The organism is Arthrobacter sp. B10-11, from assembly GCF_033142195.1.
GTDB classification, from domain to species: Bacteria; Actinomycetota; Actinomycetes; order Actinomycetales; family Micrococcaceae; genus Arthrobacter; species Arthrobacter oryzae_C.
In genome coordinates this window covers 345,797-367,399 of record NZ_JAWMTH010000003.1, presented here as the reverse complement: position 1 = coordinate 367,399, position 21,603 = coordinate 345,797, and the positions used below count along the sequence as shown (strand labels likewise).

At 66.1% G+C, this 21,603-nt stretch carries 18 protein-coding genes; 11 read left to right on the top strand and 7 right to left on the bottom strand.

From position 1 onward, the window contains the following. Nucleotides 1–14: 14 nt before the first annotated feature. The 4 genes from RW112_RS11615 to RW112_RS11600 all read right to left on the bottom strand — a co-directional run bounded on the left by RW112_RS11615 (nt 15) and on the right by RW112_RS11600 (nt 3,936). Nucleotides 15–1,091, bottom strand: coding sequence for a glycosyltransferase family 1 protein (locus RW112_RS11615; RefSeq protein ID WP_317781894.1), 1,077 nt, complete (start codon nt 1,089–1,091; stop codon nt 15–17). Next, complete coding sequence (locus RW112_RS11610; RefSeq protein ID WP_317781893.1) at nt 1,088–2,017, bottom strand: alpha/beta hydrolase; 930 nt, start codon at nt 2,015–2,017, stop codon at nt 1,088–1,090. Before RW112_RS11610 ends, RW112_RS11615 begins: the two co-directional genes overlap by 4 nt. 11 nt (nt 2,018–2,028) lie before the next feature. After that, nucleotides 2,029–2,904 (bottom strand): aldo/keto reductase, encoded by an 876-nt coding sequence (locus RW112_RS11605; RefSeq protein ID WP_317781892.1) that lies wholly within the window; start codon nt 2,902–2,904, stop codon nt 2,029–2,031. A gap of 69 nt (nt 2,905–2,973) precedes the next feature. Continuing rightward, nucleotides 2,974–3,936, bottom strand: a complete 963-nt coding sequence (locus tag RW112_RS11600; protein ID WP_317781890.1) for a sugar-binding transcriptional regulator — start codon at nt 3,934–3,936, stop codon at nt 2,974–2,976. 124 nt (nt 3,937–4,060) lie between these two features. Here RW112_RS11600 and RW112_RS11595 point away from each other — a divergent pair, with 124 nt between their 5' ends. From RW112_RS11595 to RW112_RS11570, 6 genes are all read left to right on the top strand, one after another. Further along, nucleotides 4,061–5,878 carry a glycerol-3-phosphate dehydrogenase/oxidase gene (locus RW112_RS11595; RefSeq protein WP_317781889.1) on the top strand — a complete coding sequence of 606 codons (1,818 nt, stop codon included), beginning with the start codon at nt 4,061–4,063 and terminating at the stop codon, nt 5,876–5,878. A gap of 160 nt (nt 5,879–6,038) precedes the next feature. Next, nucleotides 6,039–6,788, top strand: a complete 750-nt coding sequence (locus RW112_RS11590) for an MIP/aquaporin family protein (protein WP_317781888.1) — start codon at nt 6,039–6,041, stop codon at nt 6,786–6,788. Between the two features lie 61 nt (nt 6,789–6,849). After that, nucleotides 6,850–8,364 carry a glycerol kinase GlpK gene (glpK, locus tag RW112_RS11585; RefSeq protein ID WP_317781887.1) on the top strand — a complete coding sequence of 505 codons (1,515 nt, stop codon included), beginning with the start codon at nt 6,850–6,852 and terminating at the stop codon, nt 8,362–8,364. A gap of 365 nt (nt 8,365–8,729) precedes the next feature. Then, entirely contained in the window at nt 8,730–11,255 is a 2,526-nt protein-coding gene (leuS, locus tag RW112_RS11580) for a leucine--tRNA ligase (protein ID WP_317781886.1), read from the top strand. 68 nt (nt 11,256–11,323) lie between these two features. Then, a complete protein-coding gene (locus tag RW112_RS11575; protein ID WP_317781885.1) occupies nt 11,324–12,328 on the top strand; it encodes a DegV family protein in 1,005 nt (334 codons plus the stop codon). A gap of 59 nt (nt 12,329–12,387) precedes the next feature. Continuing rightward, entirely contained in the window at nt 12,388–12,573 is a 186-nt protein-coding gene (locus RW112_RS11570; RefSeq protein WP_317781884.1) for a hypothetical protein, read from the top strand. An 11-nt stretch (nt 12,574–12,584) separates the two neighbouring features. Here RW112_RS11570 and RW112_RS11565 read toward each other — a convergent pair whose 3' ends face one another. Beyond that, nucleotides 12,585–13,058 carry a hypothetical protein gene (locus RW112_RS11565; RefSeq protein WP_317781883.1) on the bottom strand — a complete coding sequence of 158 codons (474 nt, stop codon included), beginning with the start codon at nt 13,056–13,058 and terminating at the stop codon, nt 12,585–12,587. 198 nt (nt 13,059–13,256) lie between these two features. Here RW112_RS11565 and RW112_RS11560 point away from each other — a divergent pair, with 198 nt between their 5' ends. Genes RW112_RS11560 through holA form a run of 3 tightly spaced genes read left to right on the top strand, consistent with a single transcriptional unit; the run spans nt 13,257 to nt 17,156 of the window. Beyond that, the gene (locus RW112_RS11560; RefSeq protein WP_317781882.1) at nt 13,257–14,228 is read left to right on the top strand and encodes a helix-hairpin-helix domain-containing protein; all 972 of its coding nucleotides are present in this window, start codon (nt 13,257–13,259) and stop codon (nt 14,226–14,228) included. A 1-nt stretch (nt 14,229) separates the two neighbouring features. Further along, entirely contained in the window at nt 14,230–16,206 is a 1,977-nt protein-coding gene (locus RW112_RS11555; RefSeq protein ID WP_317781881.1) for a ComEC/Rec2 family competence protein, read from the top strand. Continuing rightward, a complete protein-coding gene (gene holA, locus RW112_RS11550) occupies nt 16,140–17,156 on the top strand; it encodes a DNA polymerase III subunit delta (RefSeq protein ID WP_317781880.1) in 1,017 nt (338 codons plus the stop codon). Before RW112_RS11555 ends, holA begins: the two co-directional genes overlap by 67 nt. An 84-nt stretch (nt 17,157–17,240) precedes the next feature. On the opposite strand, the gene rpsT is transcribed toward holA, so the two are convergent. Further along, nucleotides 17,241–17,501 carry a 30S ribosomal protein S20 gene (rpsT, locus tag RW112_RS11545; protein ID WP_011692086.1) on the bottom strand — a complete coding sequence of 87 codons (261 nt, stop codon included), beginning with the start codon at nt 17,499–17,501 and terminating at the stop codon, nt 17,241–17,243. 189 nt (nt 17,502–17,690) lie between these two features. Beyond that, nucleotides 17,691–18,257, bottom strand: coding sequence for a type II toxin-antitoxin system PemK/MazF family toxin (locus RW112_RS11540; RefSeq protein WP_317781879.1), 567 nt, complete (start codon nt 18,255–18,257; stop codon nt 17,691–17,693). A gap of 178 nt (nt 18,258–18,435) precedes the next feature. Here RW112_RS11540 and lepA point away from each other — a divergent pair, with 178 nt between their 5' ends. Then, entirely contained in the window at nt 18,436–20,289 is a 1,854-nt protein-coding gene (gene lepA / locus RW112_RS11535; RefSeq protein WP_305941160.1) for a translation elongation factor 4, read from the top strand. Between the two features lie 36 nt (nt 20,290–20,325). Then, nucleotides 20,326–21,555 (top strand): radical SAM family heme chaperone HemW, encoded by a 1,230-nt coding sequence (gene hemW, locus RW112_RS11530; RefSeq protein WP_317781878.1) that lies wholly within the window; start codon nt 20,326–20,328, stop codon nt 21,553–21,555. Nucleotides 21,556–21,603 lie beyond the last annotated feature (48 nt).

The following is a 21,603-nucleotide window of genomic DNA, read 5'->3' as shown; positions in this document are numbered from 1 at the left end:
CCGGCAGCCGGGCCTCAGCGCCGGTTGAGACCGGCGGCTTCCTCGGCCAGCTGCACGAGTTGCCGCGCGGAGTGGTCCCAGCTGAACTCCGCTGCCCGTTCCACGGAACGGCGGGACAGCGCCTTCCATACTTCCGGCTCTTCCAGCCTCCGCACAGCTTCGGCGAATTCGGACGGGGAATCCGGATGGACATAGCTCACGGCGTCGTGCCCTACTTCACGGAAAATCGGGATGTCGCTGGCGATGACGGGTGTGCCGTGAGACATCGCCTCCACGAGCGGGAGTCCGTAACCCTCCGCACGCGAAAGACTGATCAGCGCCGTGGTCCGGGCAAGGAGTTCCTCGTATTCAGCGTCCGTGACGCCGTTGTGGAACACAACCTCGGCGCCAGGCGGCACCAGGTCCTCGAGTTCCGCCCTACGCTGCGGCGTGATGCGGCTGAGGAGGTGGAGCGTCATGTCGGGCAGTTCGGCCATCCCGCGCACCATGGTTTCCACGTTCTTGTACGGCATGAACGAACCCATGTAGAGGAGGGTCCGGTCAGCGCCGGCTCCGGGGTCGCGCGGTGTGTGGCCGTGCTGCGGGGCGTTCCCCACAATCCGGACCGGCCGCCGGGTGAGGCGGTGCTTTGCGATCAGGGCCTCGGTGGTGTGGCTGATGGTGGCCACCACGTCCGCCCGGTTCAAGAGCATGCGCTGCGGCCAGTACGCCTTGTGGTAGAGGCGCCAGAGCACGCGGACAGGCGCCGGGAGGAAGCCCGGCGGGGCAGGGTGCTCATAGTAGATCAGGTCGTGAAGTGTCAGCACCAGGCCGTATTTCCGACCGAGCGTCCCCATGGTCTGCATCGGGCAGACCACGACGTCGGCGCCCAGCTTGTTGACTTTGGCAGCCACGAACAGTTCCGCGGGGGAGAGCGGGCTGTTGATCAGCGTGTAAGGCACATCCGGGAGCAGGGCTAACTGCCTGGGGTCGCTGATGAGCATTGAGACGTCGGCAATTTTGGCCGTGGCCGCGATCAGGCTGGCGCCGTACCTGCTGATGCCGTCGTGGTGGTCCAGGCGGGTGAAGCGGGCGTCGATGATTATTTTCACGCGGGATGGTCCTTCAGGAAGCGTCTGATGTAGCCGGCGGCCGGTTCAGGTGTCTCGTAATGGATGAGGTGCCCCACGCCGGGAATGACCTCCAGGGTGCCGTCCGGCAGCAGCGCCTTCAGCTTGTGCTGGTCCGGAAGCATCGCGATCTCATCCTTCTCGCCGGCAACCAGCAGTACCGGCAGTGCCAGGTCAGCGGCAACCTCGGACACGTTGCTCCCGACGGATGCCTTGAAGGATTCAAGCAGGCTGTCCCGGTTGGCGAAAGCGGAGAAGTACGCGCTGTGCTGCCCGTGGATGAAGCTCAGGAGCCGTTTGTCCCGGGTCTTGGCCATGGCCATGCTCATGACTCTCACGATCAGCCGGCTGCGGAGGAGGTAAAGTCCCAGTGCGCGTGGCAGCCTGGCGGAGGCCTCGTAGTAGAGGACGGCAAGCTTGGTCATTACGCCCTTGGGTCCCTCCAGTGCCGGCGCCGCGATGGGGTTGATGAGTATCAGCGGGTACACCGCCCCCGGGTTCGCCGCCACGAAATGGCCGGCAATGATGGATCCGAAGGAATGTCCCAGCAGCACCGTGTCAGGACCGAGGCCCACGGCCGCCATGAAGTCGCTGATGAACTGCCCGTACCGCCTGACGCTGTGTTCGCCGTCCGTAAACGCATCCGAACTGCCGAAACCGGGCAGGTCCGGCATGATGAGCCGCATGTCCGGGAGCTGGTCCGCGACCCGGAGCAGGCCGTGATGGTCGCCGCGGAAGCCGTGGATGACCAGGATCGTCCTCGTCTCAGCCGTCACGCTGAGCGGTTCGTAGACCCAGTAGTCCACATTGCAGCCGTGCAGGTCCACACTGGCGGCCCGCGTCCTGTCATCGAGTTGCCCGCTGAAGAGGGGCGGGGCCTGCGCCGGTCCGGTGTCCACTTGTTCCATGCTGTTGAATCCTAATTGACGTTGTCCGGGTGGGAACCTGTCCGCTGGCCGCGTTCCAGGGCGGCCAGTGCGGCCATGTCCTGGTCATTCAACGCAAAGCCGAAGATGTCCAGGTTTTCGCGGATCCGGGTGGAGGAGCTGGCTTTCGGGATCACCACGTTGCCCAGCTGCACGTGCCAGCGCAAGATGACCTGGGCCGCGGTCCGGCGGTGTGCGGCCGCCAGTTCCAGGACCACCGGATCCTCCAGTACCTTGCCCCGGCCCAGCGGGCTCCAGGCCTCGGTGCGGATCCCGAGCCGGGAGTGCAGCTGGCGGAGTTCCTCCTGCTGCAGCCAGGGGTGGAGCTCAATCTGGTTCACGGCGGGGACCACCTCGGCGGTTTCCAGCAGTCGCTCAAGATGGGCGGGCTGGAAGTTGGACACGCCTATGGCCCGGATCCTGCCTTCGCGGTAAAGCGTCTCCATGGCCCGGTAGCTTTCCGTGAAGAGTCCGCGGCCGGCGCATGGCCAGTGGATGAGGTAGAGGTCAACGTACTCCATTCCCAGGTTGGACATGGAGGTGTCGAAAGCCCGCATCGTTGCGTCGTAGCCATGGTCGTCGTTCCACACCTTCGTGGTGACGAAGAGGTCCTCACGGGAGAGGGATGGTGCCGCCTCTCCGGAGCCTCCGGCCGGACCGACTCCGGCAAAGCCGGAGAGCCCGCCAATGGCCTTGCCCACCCCGGTTTCGTTCCCGTACATGGCGGCGGTATCGAAGTGGCGGTAACCGGCCTCGAGCGCCATGGTCACCAGGCCGGCAGCGTCAGCCGGCGGAACTTTGTAGAGCCCGAAGCCCAATTGGTCGATCAGCACACCGTTATTAAGGCTAAGCCGGGGCGAATTTTTCATAGCACTGACTCTACCGACTCGGCACCGCCATCCTCCCCTGGACAGGCCGGACGTGGCTGGCAGCAGGGGTCAGGACAGCCCGTCAGTACTCACCAGTCGCCGTGCCGTGGCCTCATCCAGGATCAGGTCCGTGGCAAGCCCTGCGGCGAGGGCGCCGCGCAGCCCGTTGATTTTCGAAGCACCCGAAACGACGCAGATGCGCCGCCGGACCTGCCGCAACTGCGCCAGCGCAGGGCCGGTGGACCTTTCGTTGAGGGTGATGCCGTCGGAGGACCCGTCGCCGCGGAAGAACACCGTGGCTACGTCCCCCACCACATCCGAGTTGGCCAGGATGTTCAGGTCGCTTTCGTCGAGGTAGCCACCGGCGTAGACGTGGCTCGGGTAGTCGGCGTCCACGGATCCCACGCCGAAGATGGCAATGCTCATGCGCGACTGTAGTTCCAGGATGCGCTGGACGCTGCGTTCATTCCACATGGCGGTCTTGGTGGCCGCATGGTCAAAGAAGGCCGGAACGGGAAACTGTTCAACGCGTGCGCCGTAGGCGCTGCCGAACCTGCGCATGATGTCACTCGCGTAGGTGATGCCCGTGGTCTGCATGTTGCCGGCGCCGTTGAGCTGGACGATCACGCTGTCATGGGTGATCTTCCGGGTGAGGTGCCGGCTCACGGCGCTGAGGGTGGAGCCCCAGGCGACTCCGATGATGGCGTTGGAGTCAACCAGCGGGCCGATGGTCCTTGCGGCCTGCATGGCTACCCTGTCAAGGGTCTCCGCCTCATTCAGGGTATCCACCACCGGAACAACGTGGACATCCACCCGGTATTGGGTCCGGATCATGTTCTCCAGTTCCGGGCCGGTGTCCAGCGGATTGCGGATTTGGATCTGGACCAGCCCGGTCTCCCGGGCAGCCGAAAGAAGCCGTGAAACCGTGGATCTTGAGGTCCTGAGCTCCCTGGCTATTGCGTCCATGGTCAGGTCCTGGAGGTAATACAGTTGTGCAGCCCTGAGGGCTTCTGAGTGGCGTGAACGCGGCATCGGGCTTCCGTTCTGCACGTTTGTGCATAGTGCTTGACTCCATTTTCCATTACTCCAAACAATAGTGGTGAACGGCGCCGCGCTGTGAGGCGCGCCGCACAGGACCAAACCCAAAGGAGCAGATTTGGGAACCAACGATTCATCCGGCCATCCGGCTTCCAGCCGCCAGCGGTCATCAGTGCAGAGCCTGCGCCAGCGGCCCCGCGCACAAGTCCTGATCATCGGCGGCGGGATCAACGGAGTCGGCACGTTCCGCGACCTGGCACTGCAGGGCGTCGACGTTGCGCTCGTTGAACGGGGTGATTACTGCCAGGGGGCCAGCGGTGCGTCGTCGCACATGATCCACGGCGGGATCCGGTACCTGGAGAACGGTGAGTTCCGGCTGGTCCAGGAGTCCGTCGTCGAACGTAACAGGCTCCTGCGCATCGCTCCCCACTACGTCAAGCCGCTCCAGACCACTATCCCCATTTTCAGTACCTTCTCGGGTGTACTGTCCGCGCCGCTGCGGTTCCTGACCCACAAGCAGCAGGGCAAACCGAAGGAACGCGGTGCCTTCCTGATCAAGCTCGGCCTCAGCATGTACGACTTCTTCTCACGCGACGGCGGCACGGTTCCGCGCCACCAGTTCCGCGGCCGGACCCAGGCCCTGGCAGAGTTGCCGCGGCTGCACCCGGGCATCAAGTACGCGGCCACCTACTTCGACGCCTCGGTCCACAACCCCGAGCGCCTCACCCTCGACGTCCTCCAGGACGGCGAGAAAGCCGGCGCCGGCGGCCACAGCGACGCGCGGGCCAGCAACTACCTCTCGCTCCTGTCCATGGGCGGAGCGGCAGGGAACCCGACGGGCTCCACGGGCGGCAGCACAGTCCAGTTGCGCGACGAGCTTACCGGCGAGGTCTTTGACTTCACAGCGGACGTTATCGTGAACACCACGGGCGCCTGGGTGGACCTGACCAACCAGGCCATGGGCGCCGCGTCCACCTTTATGGGCGGCACCAAGGGCTCGCACATCGTGCTGGACCACCCGGAGCTCCTCGAAGCCTGCAACGGCCGTGAAATCTTCTTCGAACACACCGACGGCCGGATTGTCCTCATCTATCCGATGGGCGACCGCGTCCTCGTGGGCACCACCGACGTGGACGCAGACATGGCCGAAGACGCCGTCTGCACCGACGCCGAGATCGACTACTTCTTCGACCTGATCGGCCACGTCTTCCCGGAAGTTGCCGTGAACAGGGACCAGATCGTCTACACCTTTGCCGGCGTCCGCCCGCTGCCTAAGCACGACGCCACCCAGCCCGGCTTCGTCAGCCGCGACTACCGCATCGAACGCAGGGCCGGCGGGCATGAAGCGGTGTCCGGCGGACAGGCAACGTCAGCCAGCGGCGCCGTCGTACTCAGCTTGGTGGGCGGCAAATGGACTACGTTCCGGGCGCTGGCCGAGCACCTCACGAATGACGTGCTCAAGGAACTGGGCCTGGAGCGGAAGGTTTCGACGGCGAAGCTCGCCATCGGCGGCGGGGCCGGGTTCCCGGATACCGACGCGGGAATCCAGCAGTGGATCAAGGCGCATATGTCCGCCGGCCGCGACGCCGACCGGATCTCCGGACTGCTGACCCGTTACGGCACACGCGCCGAAGAGGTCCTGCGCTACCTCGATGCCGGACCGGACCGGCCCCTGCACTCCACGCGGGAACTCAGCGTCCGCGAACTGGAGTTCATGGCCCGGAACGAACAGGTGGGACACCTCGTCGATATCTTGATCCGGCGCACGTCCCTGGCCTTCCGCGGGCTGGTGACCGGTGAGCTCCTTAACGAGGTTGCGGACGTCCTCGCTGGTCCGCTGGGCTGGGACGCCGCCGCCAAGACAGCCGAAATCCACCATGCCCAGGAGGTGCTTGAACGCTTCCACGGCGTCCAGGTCCACAGCCTGGTCGCTTAGAAAGCTTGCGTGCCCGGGCGGCGATGCCCGGGCGCAAGGGCTGCGCGGTTCCGCTGGAGGAGCACCGGCGCAGCAGCCGGCCGGCATCGCACAAACGATGCCGGCCCCACAGCCCCTCAAACTCGCGAGGGGCTGACAACAGAAAATAGAGGAGTCAAAGATGTCTCTTGGAATAGTTTTCCTTTCCGAAGTATTCGGAACCGCGATGCTGACCCTGCTGGGTTGCGGCGTCGTGGCAAACGTCGCGCTCAAAGGCACCAAGGGCAACAACGGTGGATTCTTGATGGTCACATGGGGGTGGGGCATCGCAGTCTTCGCCGGCGTGTACGTCGCCGCCAGGTCCGGCGCGCACCTCAACCCGGCCGTGACCCTTGGCCTGCTGGTCAACGGAAAGGCGGAGTATGCTCCCGGCGTCAGCGTCGACTTCGCGTCCACGCTGACCTACTTCGGCGGTGAATTCCTGGGTGCGTTCCTGGGCGCAGTGGTCATGTGGCTGGCCCACAAGCAGCACTTTGACGCCGAACCGGAACCCGCCAGCAAGCTCGCCGTGTTCTCCACCGGCCCCGCCATCCGCTCCACCCCCTGGAACCTGATCACCGAGATCATCGGCACGTTCGTGCTCGTCTTCGTCATCCTGACGTTCGGCGGCACCCCGTCCGGCCTGGGCCCGCTCGCTGTGGCCCTGCTGGTTGTCGGCATCGGCGTGTCCCTCGGCGGTCCCACCGGCTACGCCATTAACCCCGCCCGTGACCTTGGGCCCCGTGTCGCGCACGCCCTGCTCCCCATCAAGGGCAAGGGCTCCAGCGACTGGAGCTACTCGTGGATCCCGGTTGTCGGGCCACTGGTAGGCGGCAGCCTGGCCGGTGCCGTGGCGGCAGTTGTCCCCATCATCGCCGCCGCAGCCTCCTGATTCCCGCCCTGCGGACCAAGACCCACTCCAAGCACTTCAGACAACAGACAAGGACGTCAACATGAACCAGTACGTAATCGCCATCGACCAGGGCACCACCAGCACGCGCGCCATCGTCTTCGACCACAGCGGCAGCATCGTCTCCTCCGGGCAGATGGAACACGAGCAGATCTTCCCGCAGGCCGGCTGGGTGGAGCACGACCCCGCCGAAATCTGGAACAACACCCGCGAAGTCATTGCCTCCGCACTGTCGAAGGCGAACCTCACCCGGCACGACATCGCCGCCGTCGGCATCACCAACCAGCGCGAAACGGCCGTGGTCTGGGACAAAACAACCGGTGAGGCCGTCTACAACGCCATCGTCTGGCAGGACACCCGGACCCAGGACATCGTGGATGAACTCGCCAAGGACGGGGGGCCGGAGCGCTTCAAGCAGAAGGTGGGCCTGCCGCTGGCCACGTACTTCTCCGGCACCAAGATCAAGTGGATCCTGGACAACGTGGAAGGCGCCCGCGCCAAGGCCGAAGCCGGCAACCTCGTCTTCGGCAACACCGACTGCTGGGTGCTGTGGAACCTCACCGGCGGTGTGGACGGCGGGGTGCACGTCACCGACGTCACCAACGCCTCGCGGACCATGTTCATGGACCTCGACACGCTCTCCTGGGACCAGGAGATCCTGGACGCTTTCGGCGTTCCGGCGTCGATGATGCCCGCCATCAAGTCCTCCTCCGAGGTCTACGGCACCGTGCACACGTCCCAGCTGCTCCGCGAAACGCCGGTTGCCGGCATCCTGGGCGACCAGCAGGCGGCCACGTTCGGACAGGCGGCGTTTGACGCCGGCGAGGCCAAGAACACCTATGGCACAGGCTGTTTCCTGATCTTCAACACCGGTGAGGAAATCGTCCACTCCAAGAACGGCCTGCTGACCACCGTGGGCTACAAGCTGGGGGACGCGGCTCCGCACTACGCGCTGGAAGGCTCCATCGCCGTCACCGGATCCCTCATCCAGTGGCTGCGTGACAACCTCGGCCTGATCAGCAGCGCCCCGGAGGTGGAGACGCTGGCGGCCGCGGTTAAGGACAACGGCGGCGTCTACATCGTGCCGGCGTTCTCCGGACTGTTCGCACCCTATTGGCGGTCCGACGCCCGCGGCGCCATCGTTGGCCTGACCCGCTTCGTGAACAGGAACCACATTGCCCGCGCGGCCCTGGAGGCCACGGCCTTCCAGACCCGTGAGGTGCTCGACGCCGTCAACGCGGACTCCGGGGTTCCGTTGACGGAGTTGAAGGTCGACGGCGGCATGGTTGCCAATGACGCCCTGATGCAGTTCCAGGCGGACATTCTGGGCGTTCCGGTGATCCGGCCGAAGGTTGTGGAGACCACGGCCCTCGGTGCCGCCTACGCCGCAGGCCTGGCCGTCGGCTTCTGGAAGGACCTGGGGGAGTGCTCGGCCAACTGGTCCGAGGACAAGCGCTGGGAACCGCAGATGGACGAGGCTGAACGGGACCGCCAGATGCGCCTCTGGAAGAAGGCCGTCACGAAGTCCATGGACTGGGTCGACGAGGACGTGAAGTAGGCGTGAGTTGAGATGAGAGAGGGGCCGGTGACTCCCGCCCGCCCGCTTCGCGGTGCCCACCACACCATGGCGGGGAGTCACCGGCCCCCCTCTTCGCACACTTGCCTACTTCAGCCGCTCGTGGCGACTTACGTTTAGCGCAGGGTGAGGGTGCGCTAAAGTAGTTCTATGCGTGCGATCCTTCTGCTTAGCTAGCCGCCCGGTATCCCGACCAAATACGGATTGCCGAGCGGCCGCCCCTCCATGTCGAGGGGCTTTTGTGTGTCTGGGGTATTTCCCGGCCCGCAAGCAGGGGATCAGGGGGCCGGGGCGGGACAGCACGCCGTGGCCGTACGAAAAGCGGTACAGAACAGAAGAGGGCAGCAGTGAGCGTTCAGCCGGAGACAGAGACCGGAACAGCAGCAGTCGCGACGGAAGGCCCCGAGGAGGGCACCTACAGCTTTGCCGCGATGGAGGCCAAGTGGCCGCAGGTGTGGGAAGACCTCAAGGTGTTCACACCCGTTGATGACGGCTCGCGCGAGCGCCGTTACGTCCTCGACATGTTCCCCTACCCCTCAGGTGACCTGCACATGGGCCACGCTGAAGCGTTTGCCATGGGCGACGTCGTGGCACGGTACCTGCGGCAGAAGGGCTTCGACGTCCTGCACCCGATCGGCTGGGACTCCTTCGGCCTGCCCGCGGAGAACGCCGCCATCAAGCGCAATGCACACCCCAGCGAGTGGACCTACGCCAACATCGACACCCAGGCGGCGTCCTTCAAGCGCTACGCCATCTCGGCGGACTGGTCGCGGCGCCTGCACACATCGGATCCCGAGTACTACCGCTGGACCCAGTGGCTGTTCAAGCGCTTCTACGAGCGCGGCCTGGCGTACCGCAAGGATTCACCGGTCAACTGGTGCCCCAAGGACCAGACCGTGCTGGCGAACGAACAGGTGGTCAACGGTGCGTGCGAACGCTGCGGTACCGCCGTGACCAAGAAGTCCCTGAACCAGTGGTACTTCAAGATCACCGAATACGCCGACCGCCTGCTGGATGACATGGACGAACTGCGCGGCCACTGGCCCGAGCGCGTGCTGGCCATGCAGAAGAACTGGATCGGCCGCTCCGAAGGTGCCCATGTCAACTTCGTCATTGAAGCCGACGGCGGCAAGCCCGCCAAGGACGTGACCGTCTTCACCACCCGGCCCGACACGCTGTACGGCGCGACGTTCTTCGTGGTGGCGGCAGACGCGCCGCTTGCTGTTGAGCTGGTGACGGAGGCCCACGCCGCCGACCTGGACGCCTACCGCGAGCAGGTCAAGGCACTGTCCGAGATCGAACGCCAGTCCACCGAGCGCGAGAAGACCGGCGTGTTCACCGGCCGGTACGCCGTCAACCCGCTGAACGGGGAGAAGCTGCCGGTCTGGGCCGCCGACTACGTGCTGGCCGACTACGGTACAGGGGCCATCATGGCTGTTCCGGCCCACGACCAGCGCGACCTCGACTTCGCCAAGACGTTCGACCTGCCTGTTCGTGCTGTGTTGGACACCGGCGAAGACGACCCCGTGGTGACCGGTACGGCCACCGCGGGCGAGGGAACGCTGATCAACTCCGGCAACCTGGACGGCCTGCCCAAGTCCGAAGCCATTCCGGCAGCGATCGCCATGCTGGAAAAGCAGGGCACGGGCGAAAAATTCGTCAACTTCCGCCTTCGTGACTGGCTGCTCAGCCGTCAGCGCTTCTGGGGCACGCCCATTCCGATCATCCACTGCCCCGCCTGCGGTGAAGTTCCTGTTCCCGACGAGCAGCTGCCGGTCACCCTGCCGGCCGACCTGCGCGGCGAGGACCTCTCCCCGAAGGGCACCTCCCCGCTGGCCGCGGCCGAGGGCTGGGTCAACGTTGAGTGCCCCAACTGCCACGGTGCCGCAAAGCGCGACACTGACACCATGGACACGTTCGTCGACTCGTCCTGGTACTTCCTGCGGTTCGTTTCCCCGCAGTACACCGAGGGCCCGTTCGATCCTGAGAAGATCAACGACTGGATGCCCGTGGGTCAATACGTGGGCGGCGTGGAGCACGCCATCCTGCACCTGCTGTACGCCCGGTTCTTTACCAAGGTCATCCATGACCTGGGCATGATCGACGCCGACGAGCCCTTCAGCGCGCTGCTGAACCAGGGCCAGGTCCTCAACGGGGGCAAGGCCATGAGCAAATCCCTGGGGAACGGTGTTGACCTCGGTGAGCAGCTGGACAAATTCGGCGTGGACGCCGTGCGCCTCACCATGATCTTCGCCTCCCCGCCGGAGGACGACGTCGACTGGGCGGATGTTTCGCCGTCGGGCTCTGCGAAGTTCCTGGCCCGGGCCTGGCGCCTGGCGCAGGACGTCACCAGCGCGCCCGGTGCGGACGCAGCGCAGGGGGACCGTGCCCTGCGGTCCGTCACGCACCGCACTATTGCGGATGCCGCTACGCTCCTGGACAGCAACAAGTTCAACGTGGTGGTGGCCAAGCTGATGGAGCTGGTCAACGCGACCCGCAAGACCATCGATGCCGGCGCCGGCGGGGCGGATCCCGCTGTCCGCGAAGCTGCCGAGGCAGTCGCCGTCATCCTCAGCCTCTTCGCGCCGTACACGGCCGAGGACATGTGGAACGTCCTGGGGCACCCCGCGTCGGTGGCGAACGCCGGCTGGCCTGCCCACGATGAAGCACTGCTGGTCCAGGAGACCGTCACCGCTGTGGTCCAGGTCCAGGGCAAAGTCCGCGACCGCCTTGAGGTCTCACCGGAGATCGGCGAGGACGAGCTGCGTGAACTGGCCCTCGCGTCGGATAATGTCCAGCGCGCCCTCGACGGGCGGGGTATCCGCACGGTCATCGTGCGAGCCCCTAAACTGGTCAACATCGTCCCGTCGTAGCCGGGACACCGGCCGCCGGCATGCCGGCGGCCGTTCACCACGTTTGGCCGGAACAGCAGGGGGACGCCGTGAACGACCGTGAACCGGCCGGCTGGCCGTGGCTGAAGGAACGGCTGATCCGCCTGCGGCAGTCTTCCCGAACGGGAGCTGCACCGGAAGCAGTGGTGCCGGCCGTCGTCGTGCGCACCGCGGTGGTGACGGATTCGGCCGCAGCCCTTCCCGCCGACTGGGTCAGGGACTTCGCCGCCGACGGGCGGCTGACCGTGGTTCCCATGCCCGTGATGGTGGGGCCGGAGATCTACGGCGAAGGCGAAGACGACATCTCCGAGACCATTGCGGTGGCGCTGGCCACGGGCACGCCGGTCAAGACGTCACGGCCGTCGCCCGGCCAGTTCGAGCAGGCCTATCTTGCGGCGCAGCGCCGCGGCTTCGAAGCGGTGGTCTCAGTGCACATCTCCGGAGCGCTGTCCGGGACTGCAGACTCTGCCAGGCTTGCCGCATCACGCGTGGACATCCCCGTGGAAGTGGTCGACTCGAAAACCGTGGGCATGGCGCTGGGCATGGGCGTTCAGAGCGCGGTGGTCGCGGCTGCCGATGGCCGGGTGGCGGCCGACGTGCGCACCTTTGCCGAAGAACGGCTGGCCCGCACCAAGGTGTATTTCTACGTCCCGAGCCTGGAGCAGCTTCGCCGCGGAGGCCGGATCGGAGCGGCGGCGTCCCTCTGGGGGACCGTGTTTGCCATCAAGCCGATCCTCGCGGTGGAGGACGGGAAGATCGTTCCAATGGAGAAGGTCAGGTCCGCCGTGCGGGCTGTGGCGCGGCTCGAGGAAATCGTGGTTGCCGATGCCGCGGGACGGCCAACCGGCCAGGCCCGCCTGGCCGTCCACCACTTCGGCAACCCCGGGGAAGCCGCTGAGCTTGCGGACAGGCTTTCGGCGTCGCTCCCGGACGTGCCCCCGGCCCAGATCAGTTCGCTGCCGGCAGTCCTCGCGGCCCACGCCGGGCTGGGCGTGCTCGCCGTGATCGTGGGGGAGAGCAGCACGCCGCAGAAGGAACCCGCTCTGGTCCAGTAGCTGCGCCGGTAGTACAGTCTCCCCACCGAGCAAGCTCTCCGCCGAGCAAGGAGGCTCCCATGACAATGCAGGTGCACCATGTTGCCCAGTTCGACAAGGACGTGTCGGAGGAAGTGACCAACTGGCTGAAATATCTCAAAGGCCAGGTGACAAGCGTCCAGTTCCTGACCACGAGCGTTCCCGATCCGAAAGCCCCGGACTCCTGGCGGGTCCAGTACGAGGCCTACATCACCTACCAGAAGTAACAAGCCCCTCTTCAGGGGCTGCAGGTCACCGTGTCGCGGTTGTAGCGGCTATCCTCGAGGACGCTGATGCTGTCCGACACGATGGTGCAGGTGGCGCCGCCGGGGAAGGTGTAGACGCTGGTTGCGTCGGTCTTGATGACATTAGGGTCGAAGGACCAGGGGCTTTCGTAGTAGGAAAACACGCTGACGAACGTGTGCGTGTTGTCCACGGTGGTGGTTTCGCCGTCGGGGGAGACCTGGGTGGCGCTGACCTGGCCGCTTCCCTGGAAGACAGCGACTCCGCTTGGCGTCCGCACCTCGATGTGCCGTTCCGAGCCCGTCTGGCAGAACGTCCACCCTGAGACCTCATCCGTGACGCACGTGGAGGTTTCGGTGAATTGCGTGCCGTCGCTGCTGGCCGCGCTGGCTGGCGCCGCCCCGGCCGCAAACACCAGCACCAAACCCACGCCGCAACCGGAAAAGAGCACAGACTTTTTCGACACCATGACCGCCCCCATCGCTCAGAACTGCCGCCGATTTTCGGGGGCAGGGCAAAATCGTAGGCCCGGTCGGCCTTCGCGGTCAATAACTCCAGTGAATGGTGAAAGTCCCGCGCGCCAGCCGGGGGCCCTTGGCGCGCTGTGCTTTCCACATACGGCCGTTCCCGCTGTTTCTCCCGGGCTTGTGCTTCTAGCGTGGGCTGTATGTCACGCCGGAACGCGGAAGCGCGAGCACCTGCCGCGGCCACCCGCGCACGGCGGCGGCTGACGGCTTCCCTCAGCCCGGCAGCCACCGGTGAGGACCATAATGGCGGTGACGACGGCAATGCGGCGGGGACGGACAAAACGGGGTTGACGGGACTCTTGCAGCAGGTGGCCGGAACCGTGGGGAGTCAGCCCTTCACGTACGACGGCGGTGCGCAGCAGGCTCCGGGAGGCATCGACGCGTCTGCCGGCCACGGGACCCTGGCCCCGGCGAAATACAGATGGCGTACCGGGCTGCGCGTTGCGGTAGTGCTGGGCATCCTGAGTCTCCTGCTGGGCGGCTGGTTCTGGTGGGACGTTGCAGTCAGCCGTCCCCACGTGGTGCCCCTGAGCGACGTCAGCAGCCCGGAGGCACGCGGGCAGCCGGAAGCAGGGCCGGGCGCCGGGCCGCCGCCGGAGTCCGGTGGCCCGGCAGCGGAGGGGGCCAGGGATGCCGCATCCGGTGCGAAGATCGTGGTCCACATCGCGGGGGCGGTGAACAGGGCAGGCGTGGTGGAACTGCCGCCGGGGAGCAGGATCCACGAGGCGATCGCCGCGGCGGGTGGCAGCGGGCCCGGAGCGGACCTCAACCGCTTGAACCTGGCTGCTGTCCTGACCGACGGCCAGAAGATCCATGTTCCGCAGCTCGGCGATCCGGCGGATTCACCCGGGACTGCAGCCAGCGAAACCGGGTCCGACGGAGGCGGGTCCGGGGCCGGCGAACCCGGAGCAGACGGGGCCAAAATCGATCTGAACTCGGCATCCGTGGAGGAACTGGGGGCACTGCCCCGGGTGGGTCCGGTCCTGGCCCAGCGCATCGTGGACTGGCGCAAGGAACATGGGCGGTTCAGTTCGGTTGAAGAACTCGACGCCGTGGACGGCGTAGGGCCCAAGATGCTGGAAACGCTGCTGCCACTCGTGCGGATTTCCTGAGATGGGCAGGCCGAGCCCGTGGCACCGTTTCGTCGAAGCCGCAGTCCGGGGTGAGCAGCACGCAGCCCAACCGCTGCCACCGGACGCTTCCCGGGACTCGATGGCTGCACCCCAGGCGGGACCGGCAGTCCGCGCCGCCGGGATAAAGGGCATCCTTCCGCGGACGTCGACAGGATTGCGCGGAATGCTCGCCGGCCGGCTGCTTCCGGGGCCCGAGGAAAAGGCGGGCAGCTCGCGAAAGGCCGCTGCATCCGGAACGGGCGACAGGCCGCGGCGCCGGACTGACCTGCGGTTGGCGCCTCCCGTCCTCCTCGCCTGGGCGGCCGCCGTCGCGGGCGTCTGGTTGCCGCTGCCGGCTCTCAGTGTCCTGATCGGGGGATTCCTCGTGGCGGCCGCGGTGCTGCTCGTTGCGATCCGCCGTCGGCGCGTCCGCGCCCCCGGGTCCGGGCTGGCCGCACGCAGTTTCCTGACGACCCTCGCCGTTGCCTTGCTGCTGTCGGCAGCGGTCGCGTCCCATTCGGCGATTGCCGCCTCGCAGAAGCATGACGGGCCGGTGGCCGGTGCCGTGAGGGCCGGCGCTGCTGTGGTGGTTGAGGCGGAAATCACCGGGACTCCGCGCCAGCTCAAGGTTCCCGGCCGGGCCGGGTCGGGCCGGTGGGCGGTCCAGGCCACGGCGTTCGGGATCATTGCCAAGGGCGCCCTTATCAGGGGCGAGGCCCGCCTGCTGATTGTGGGCGGAGCAGAGTGGCAGCACGTGGTGCCCGGCGAGCGGATCCGGACGACGGGAAAGCTGAGGCCGGCCGAAGACGGCCAAACGCAGGCGGGCACCCTGTCAGCCACCACGGGCCCGGCCACCACGGTTGCTGCCTCGGTGTTGCAGGAGGGGCCCGGCGCCCTGCGTAGCGGGTTCGCTGCGGCAGCGGAATGGATCGGCGGGGATGCCCGCGGCCTGCTGCCGGGAATGGTTACGGGTGACACGACCTTTCTCGATGAACAGCTCGAAAGTGCCATGAAAACCGTGGGAATGACCCACTTGACGGCTGTCAGCGGGGCAAACTGCAGCCTCATCCTGGGGGCTCTCCTGCTGGCAGCCCGGACTGTTCGCCTACCGAGGGCTCCCGCTGCCGCAGCCGCCCTCGCCGGCCTGGCACTGTTCGTCCTGATGGTGGGCCCGGACGCCAGCGTCCTCCGCGCCGCGCTCATGGGAGCGATCGGACTGGTGTCCCTGTCCGGGGGCCGGACCGGACGCGGACTCAGTTTCCTCAGCCTCGCGGTGATCGGACTCCTCATGGCGGATCCGGCACTGGGGACCAGTTTCAGCTTCCTCCTGTCCGTTCTGGCAACGCTCGGCATCGTGGTTGCCGGCCCGCGGATGATGGAATGGCTGCCGCCCGTTGTTCCGCGCTGGCTGGCCGCCGGCCTGGCCGTTCCGCTCTCCGCACAGCTCTTCTGCGGCCCGGTGATAGTCCTGTTGCAGCCGCAGTTCTCGTCCTACGCACTGCTGGCAAACATGGTGGCTGCGCCGCTGGTGGCACCGGTCACCATCCTCGGCACCGCCGCGGTCCCGGTGGTGCCATTTGCCCCGTGGATAGCTGCCGTTCCCATCGCGGTGGCGGGGGTATTCTCTGCCGGAGTTGCCGGCGTTGCCAGGTTTTTCGCTGCCCTCCCCGGGGCCGCCCTGCCGTGGCCGGAGGGAGTATTCGGCGCAGCCACCATGGCATCATTCTCGGCCTGCACCACGGCCTTGCTCTGGACCGTTCTGCACCCGCGGACGGTGTGGCGGCTGGTTCTGGCGGCACACCAAAAGACCATCGATCTGCTGGAGCTATGGCCGCCCATGGCCGGCTTGGACGAGCGCCGCTGCCATGGGAGTCTTAGAGGTATTAATCTGATGTCCGGGAGGAACCAAGAGTGGCCGCTGCGCAAAAAGCACGATCCAAGCCGGCGACGTCGGCGACGGCCACCTGGCGTGACGTAACCCCCGCCCTTGTGGTGCTGATCGGCGGGCCCGAAGAGTATCTCGGCATCCGCGCCATGGACCGCATCAGGTCACAGGTCCGTGCGGCCCACCCCGATGTTGAAATCACCAGGCTCAACGCGGGCAGCTACGAACCCGGCTCCCTCGCCATGAACGTCAGCCCGTCGCTGTTCGGCGAATCCAAGCTGATCGAGGTGGAGTCCGCGGAAGCGATGAACGACGCTTTCCTGGCGGACGCCCTCAAGTACCTGGCTGACCCCGAACCCGACGCCGTCCTGGTGGTCCGCCACGGCGGGGGCGTCCGGGGCAAAAAGCTGCTCGATGCTATTAAGGCGGCCGGTTGGCCGGTGGTTGATTGCCAGCCGCTGAAGAAGGATGCGGACAAATCAGCGTTCGTCACAGCCGAATTCAGGGGCGCCTCCCGCCGCATCGAGCCGGAAGCCGTCCATGCCCTGGTCAATGCGGTAGGAGCCAACCTTTCGGAACTCGCCGCCGCCTGCAGCCAGCTCATCGCCGACGCTGCCACAGCCGTTGATACCGACATGGTGGACCGCTACTACGGCGGCCGGATCGAGGCGACAGCCTTCAAGGTCGCCGATGCCGCGCTGGCAGGCAACGCCCCGCTGGCCCTCTCCACGCTTCGCCACGCCCTGGCGACGGGCGCTGACCCCGTTCCGCTGGTGGCTGCCCTGGCCGCCAAACTTCGCACGGTGGCGAAAGTTGCCGGCGCGCAGGGGTCATCGGCCCAGATCGCGCGGCAGCTGGGCATGCAGCCGTGGTTGGTGGAACAGGCGCAGCGGGACGTCCGTCGCTGGACTCCGGACGGCCTGGTCCGCTCCATCCAGGTAACTGCCGAGGCGGACGCGCAGGTCAAGGGCCTGTCCCGGGATCCGGTGTATGCGGTGGAGCACGCCGTCACCGTCATCGCCACGTCGGTCCGCCGCAACTAGTTCCATGCCGTCGTTAAATGGATGTGGCCGGCACCCCGTACGGGGTGCCGGCCACAATCATCAGTTCAGTTGAACTGGAAAACCTTAGAGTGCGTTGACCTTCTTGGAGATCGCCGACTTGCGGTTTGCAGCGTTGTTCTTGTGAAGAACGCCCTTGCTGACAGCCTTATCCAGCTTACGGCTTGCAGCAACCAGCGCAGCAGCAGCGGCATCCTTGTCGGTGGACTCAACGGCAGTGTTGACGGCGCGGATGGCCGTCTTCAGCTCGGACTTGACTGCGTTGTTACGCAGGCGAGCCTTCTCGTTGGTGAGGATGCGCTTCTTCTGGGACTTGATATTAGCCACGTGTGAACTCTCTTTTTAATGCGGAAATGGTCTAGAGGGCTTTCAGATTGGCCATTGACTGAGCGGCGTGGGGATACCTATGGCGGCCAACCATCAGTGGCCGTCGACCTGCACGGACACACAGCTGTCAATAATAGCAGACGCGCGCCAATGCCGGTGTCCTTCCGCCATTTTCGGTGAGACAGTCCTTTATCTCCAGCCGTGGAGCTCGCGAAGGACGGTCGAGACGCTGTCGAAGCGCTTCCGGTCCAGGACTGCGCCTTCCCGGCGGATGTCATCCGGGCTGATCTGGATGACGCGGTCCAGCTTGGCTTCGCTGGGCCGGCGCTGCCGGTCCCAGCTGCCCGTTCCGATATCCACGTAGTTCGCGTCATCGCGGCGGTCCCGGTCGTGGTCCTTGCTGGTGAGCATCAGACCCAACAGAAAGCGCCCGCGGCTGCCGATCAGGAGGACCGGCCGGTCCTTGCCCTGGGAGTGGTCCTCTTCATAGGGGACCCACGTCCACACCACTTCGCCCGGTTCCGGCTTGCCGTTGGGGGAGGGGGCGTACTTGATAGTCGCGGTGCCCTTAAAGTCGCCCGGGTAGTTTCCGCGGATACCGGCGACGGCGTCGCGCGGCTGTGTGGACCGGGTGGGTGTTGTTCGGGCGGGCGCCGGGCGGGTTCCGGCGCGTGGGGCAGGGACTGCGGGGCGCCCTTCCAGAAGGCGCAGGGCGGTGCGGACAGCCCTGCCGAGGGAGCGGAGATTGAAAGCCATCCTGCAACGATACTGTGCCCCCGGACGGTGCCGGAGGCGTTCCCGCGGACCGGCCGTACTAACAATGCACTGTGTGGCGGCTGGACGTGGGACACTAGAAGTTCACGTGCGGCCGGTCGCGCGATGGCCTTGGCCATCCTGAGCACAGCCGCGGAAATGCCAACAGTAAGGACCCTGCGTGTCTCCCATGGCCCGCACCGCCCCGGTGCCCGCCGCAACAGATCCGGCCATCATCCGGAACTTCTGCATCATTGCGCACATTGACCACGGTAAGTCCACTCTGGCCGACCGCATGCTGCAGTACACCGGCGTCGTTCAGTCCCGCGACATGAAGGCCCAGTATCTGGACCGCATGGATATCGAACGTGAGCGCGGCATCACCATCAAGTCCCAGGCCGTCCGCATGCCATGGGAAGTTGAAGGCACCAGCTACGCGCTGAACATGATCGACACTCCCGGGCACGTTGACTTCACCTACGAGGTCTCCCGGTCGCTTGCCGCCTGCGAAGGTGCAGTGCTGCTTGTTGACGCGGCCCAGGGCATCGAGGCACAGACCCTCGCCAATCTGTACCTGGCGATGGAGAACAACCTCACCATCATTCCGGTCCTTAATAAGATCGACCTCCCCGCCGCCCAGCCCGAGAAGTACGCGGAGGAACTTGCCAGCCTGATCGGCGGAGACCCCGATGACGTGCTGCGTGTCTCCGGCAAGACGGGCATGGGAGTCGAGGTCCTGTTGGACAAGATCGTCCGCGACCTGCCGGCCCCCGTGGGCGACCCGAACGCGCCCGCCCGCGCCATGATCTTCGACTCGGTCTACGACACGTACCGCGGTGTGGTCACGTACGTCCGCGTGGTCGACGGCATGCTGCACCCTCGCGAACGCATCCAGATGATGTCCACCCGCGCCACTCACGAACTCCTCGAAATTGGAGTCAGTTCCCCGGAGCCCACGCCTTCCAAGGGCCTCGGGGTCGGCGAAGTGGGTTACCTCATCACGGGCGTGAAGGATGTCCGCCTGTCCAAGGTGGGCGACACTGTCACCAACCTTGCCAAGCCTGCCGCGGAATCCCTCCCGGGCTATGCCGACGCCAAGCCCATGGTCTTCTCCGGCCTGTATCCGCTGGACGGCACGGACTACCCGGTGCTCCGGGATGCGCTGGAGAAGCTGATGCTCAACGACGCCGCACTGGTGTACGAACCGGAGACCTCGGCCGCCCTGGGCTTCGGCTTCCGAGTTGGCTTCCTTGGCCTGCTTCACCTGGAAATCACCCGTGAACGCCTCGAACGCGAGTACAAGCTGGACCTGATTTCCACCGCACCCAACGTGGAATATGAGGTGACCCTGGAGGACAAGAAGGTTGTCCATGTCACCAACCCCAGCGAATACCCCACCGGCAAGATCGCCGAGGTCCGGGAGCCGATGGTGTCCGCCACCATCCTCGCGCCGAACGAGTTCGTCGGTGCGATCATGGAGCTGTGCCAGAGCCGCCGCGGCGTGATGGGCGGCATGGACTACCTTTCCGAGGACCGGGTGGAAATCCGGTACCGCCTGCCGCTGGCCGAAATCGTCTTCGACTTCTTCGACATCCTCAAGTCCAAGACCCGTGGTTACGGCTCGCTGGACTGGAAGGCCGACGGCGACCAGGTTGCCGACCTTGTGAAGGTTGACATCATGCTCCAGGGTGAACAGGTGGACGCCTTCAGCGCCATCACCCACCGGGACAAGGCCTATGCCTACGGCGTGATGATGACCACCAAGCTGCGTGAGCTCATTCCCCGGCAGCAGTTCGAGGTGCCCATCCAGGCGGCCATCGGTTCCCGGATCATCGCCCGTGAAAGCATCCGCGCCATCCGCAAGGATGTCCTTGCCAAGTGCTACGGCGGTGACATCACCCGTAAGCGCAAACTTCTGGAAAAGCAGAAGGAAGGCAAGAAGCGCATGAAGATGGTGGGCCGTGTGGAAGTGCCGCAGGAAGCCTTCATCGCAGCGCTCACCACGGACGAATCCAAGGACAAGGCCAAGAAGTAGTGATGATCGTGGCCGGAACTTCCGGAGGCCGCACCCGTGCCTAGCGTTCTACCGCTGGGCGACCCGGCGCCGTCGGACGGCCTGCTTCCCGAGCAGGCCGCCGACGGAGCTGCGCAGCGGGGATTCGGACTCTACGTCCACATTCCCTTCTGTGCCGTCCGCTGCGGCTACTGCGACTTCAACACCTACACCGCAACCGAGCTCGGCGGCGGGGCATCGCAGGACGCCTACGCCTCCACGGCCATCACCGAGGTGGAGTTCGCCGCCAAGGCGCTGCAAGGCAGCGGACTGCCTGCCCGGCAGCTCGGCACCGTCTTTTTCGGCGGCGGCACGCCCACACTGCTGCCCGCGGAGGACCTGGCCCGCATCCTCGCCGCCTCAATAGCGCAATGGGGGCTGGCGCCCGGGGCCGAAGTCACCACCGAAGCCAACCCGGATTCAGTCACACCCGAGTCGCTGCAGCTGCTGGCTGATGCCGGCTTCACCCGCGTTTCCTTCGGGATGCAGTCCGCAGTCCCGCATGTTCTGAAGGTGCTCGACCGCACCCACACGCCCAGCAGGGTGCCGCAGGTGGTGCAGTGGGCACGTGACGCCGGCCTAGCGGTCAGCCTGGACCTCATCTACGGCACCCCCGGCGAATCCCTCGAGGACTGGCGGTGTTCGCTCGAAACCGCCTTGTCGTACGGGCCGGACCACATCAGCGCCTATGCCCTGATCGTGGAGGACGGCACCAAGCTGGCCGCCCAGATCCGCCGGGGCGAAGTTCCCGGAATCGACGACGACGACCACGCGGCCAAGTACGAACTCGCCGACGAACTCATCACCGCCGCCGGCCTGGACTGGTACGAGGTCAGCAACTGGGCCCGTACGCCGGAGCAGGCGTGCCGGCACAACCTGGCGTACTGGCGCGGGGACGACTGGTGGGGCATCGGCCCCGGGGCTCACTCACACGTCGGCGGAGTCCGCTGGTGGAACGTGAAGCACCCCACCGCCTACGCGGGCAGGCTCGCCGCCGGGGCATCGCCGGCAGCCGGCAGGGAAACGCTCGACGCCGAGACCCGGAACGTCGAGCGCGTGATGCTGGAGGCGAGGCTGAGCAGCGGACTTGAGGTGTCAGAGCTGGGATCCTCCGGACGGCACGCCGTCGCCGGGCTGATCGCGGATGGCCTGGTGGATCCCGCAGCGGCCTTCCGGGGCCGGCTTGTCCTCACCCTGAAGGGGAGGCTCCTTGCCGACGCCGTGGTCAGAAGGATCCTGCCCGACTAAGTTGCGGGATCCGGCCGGCTGCCGTCCCGGCCGGTTGAATCCGGCTGG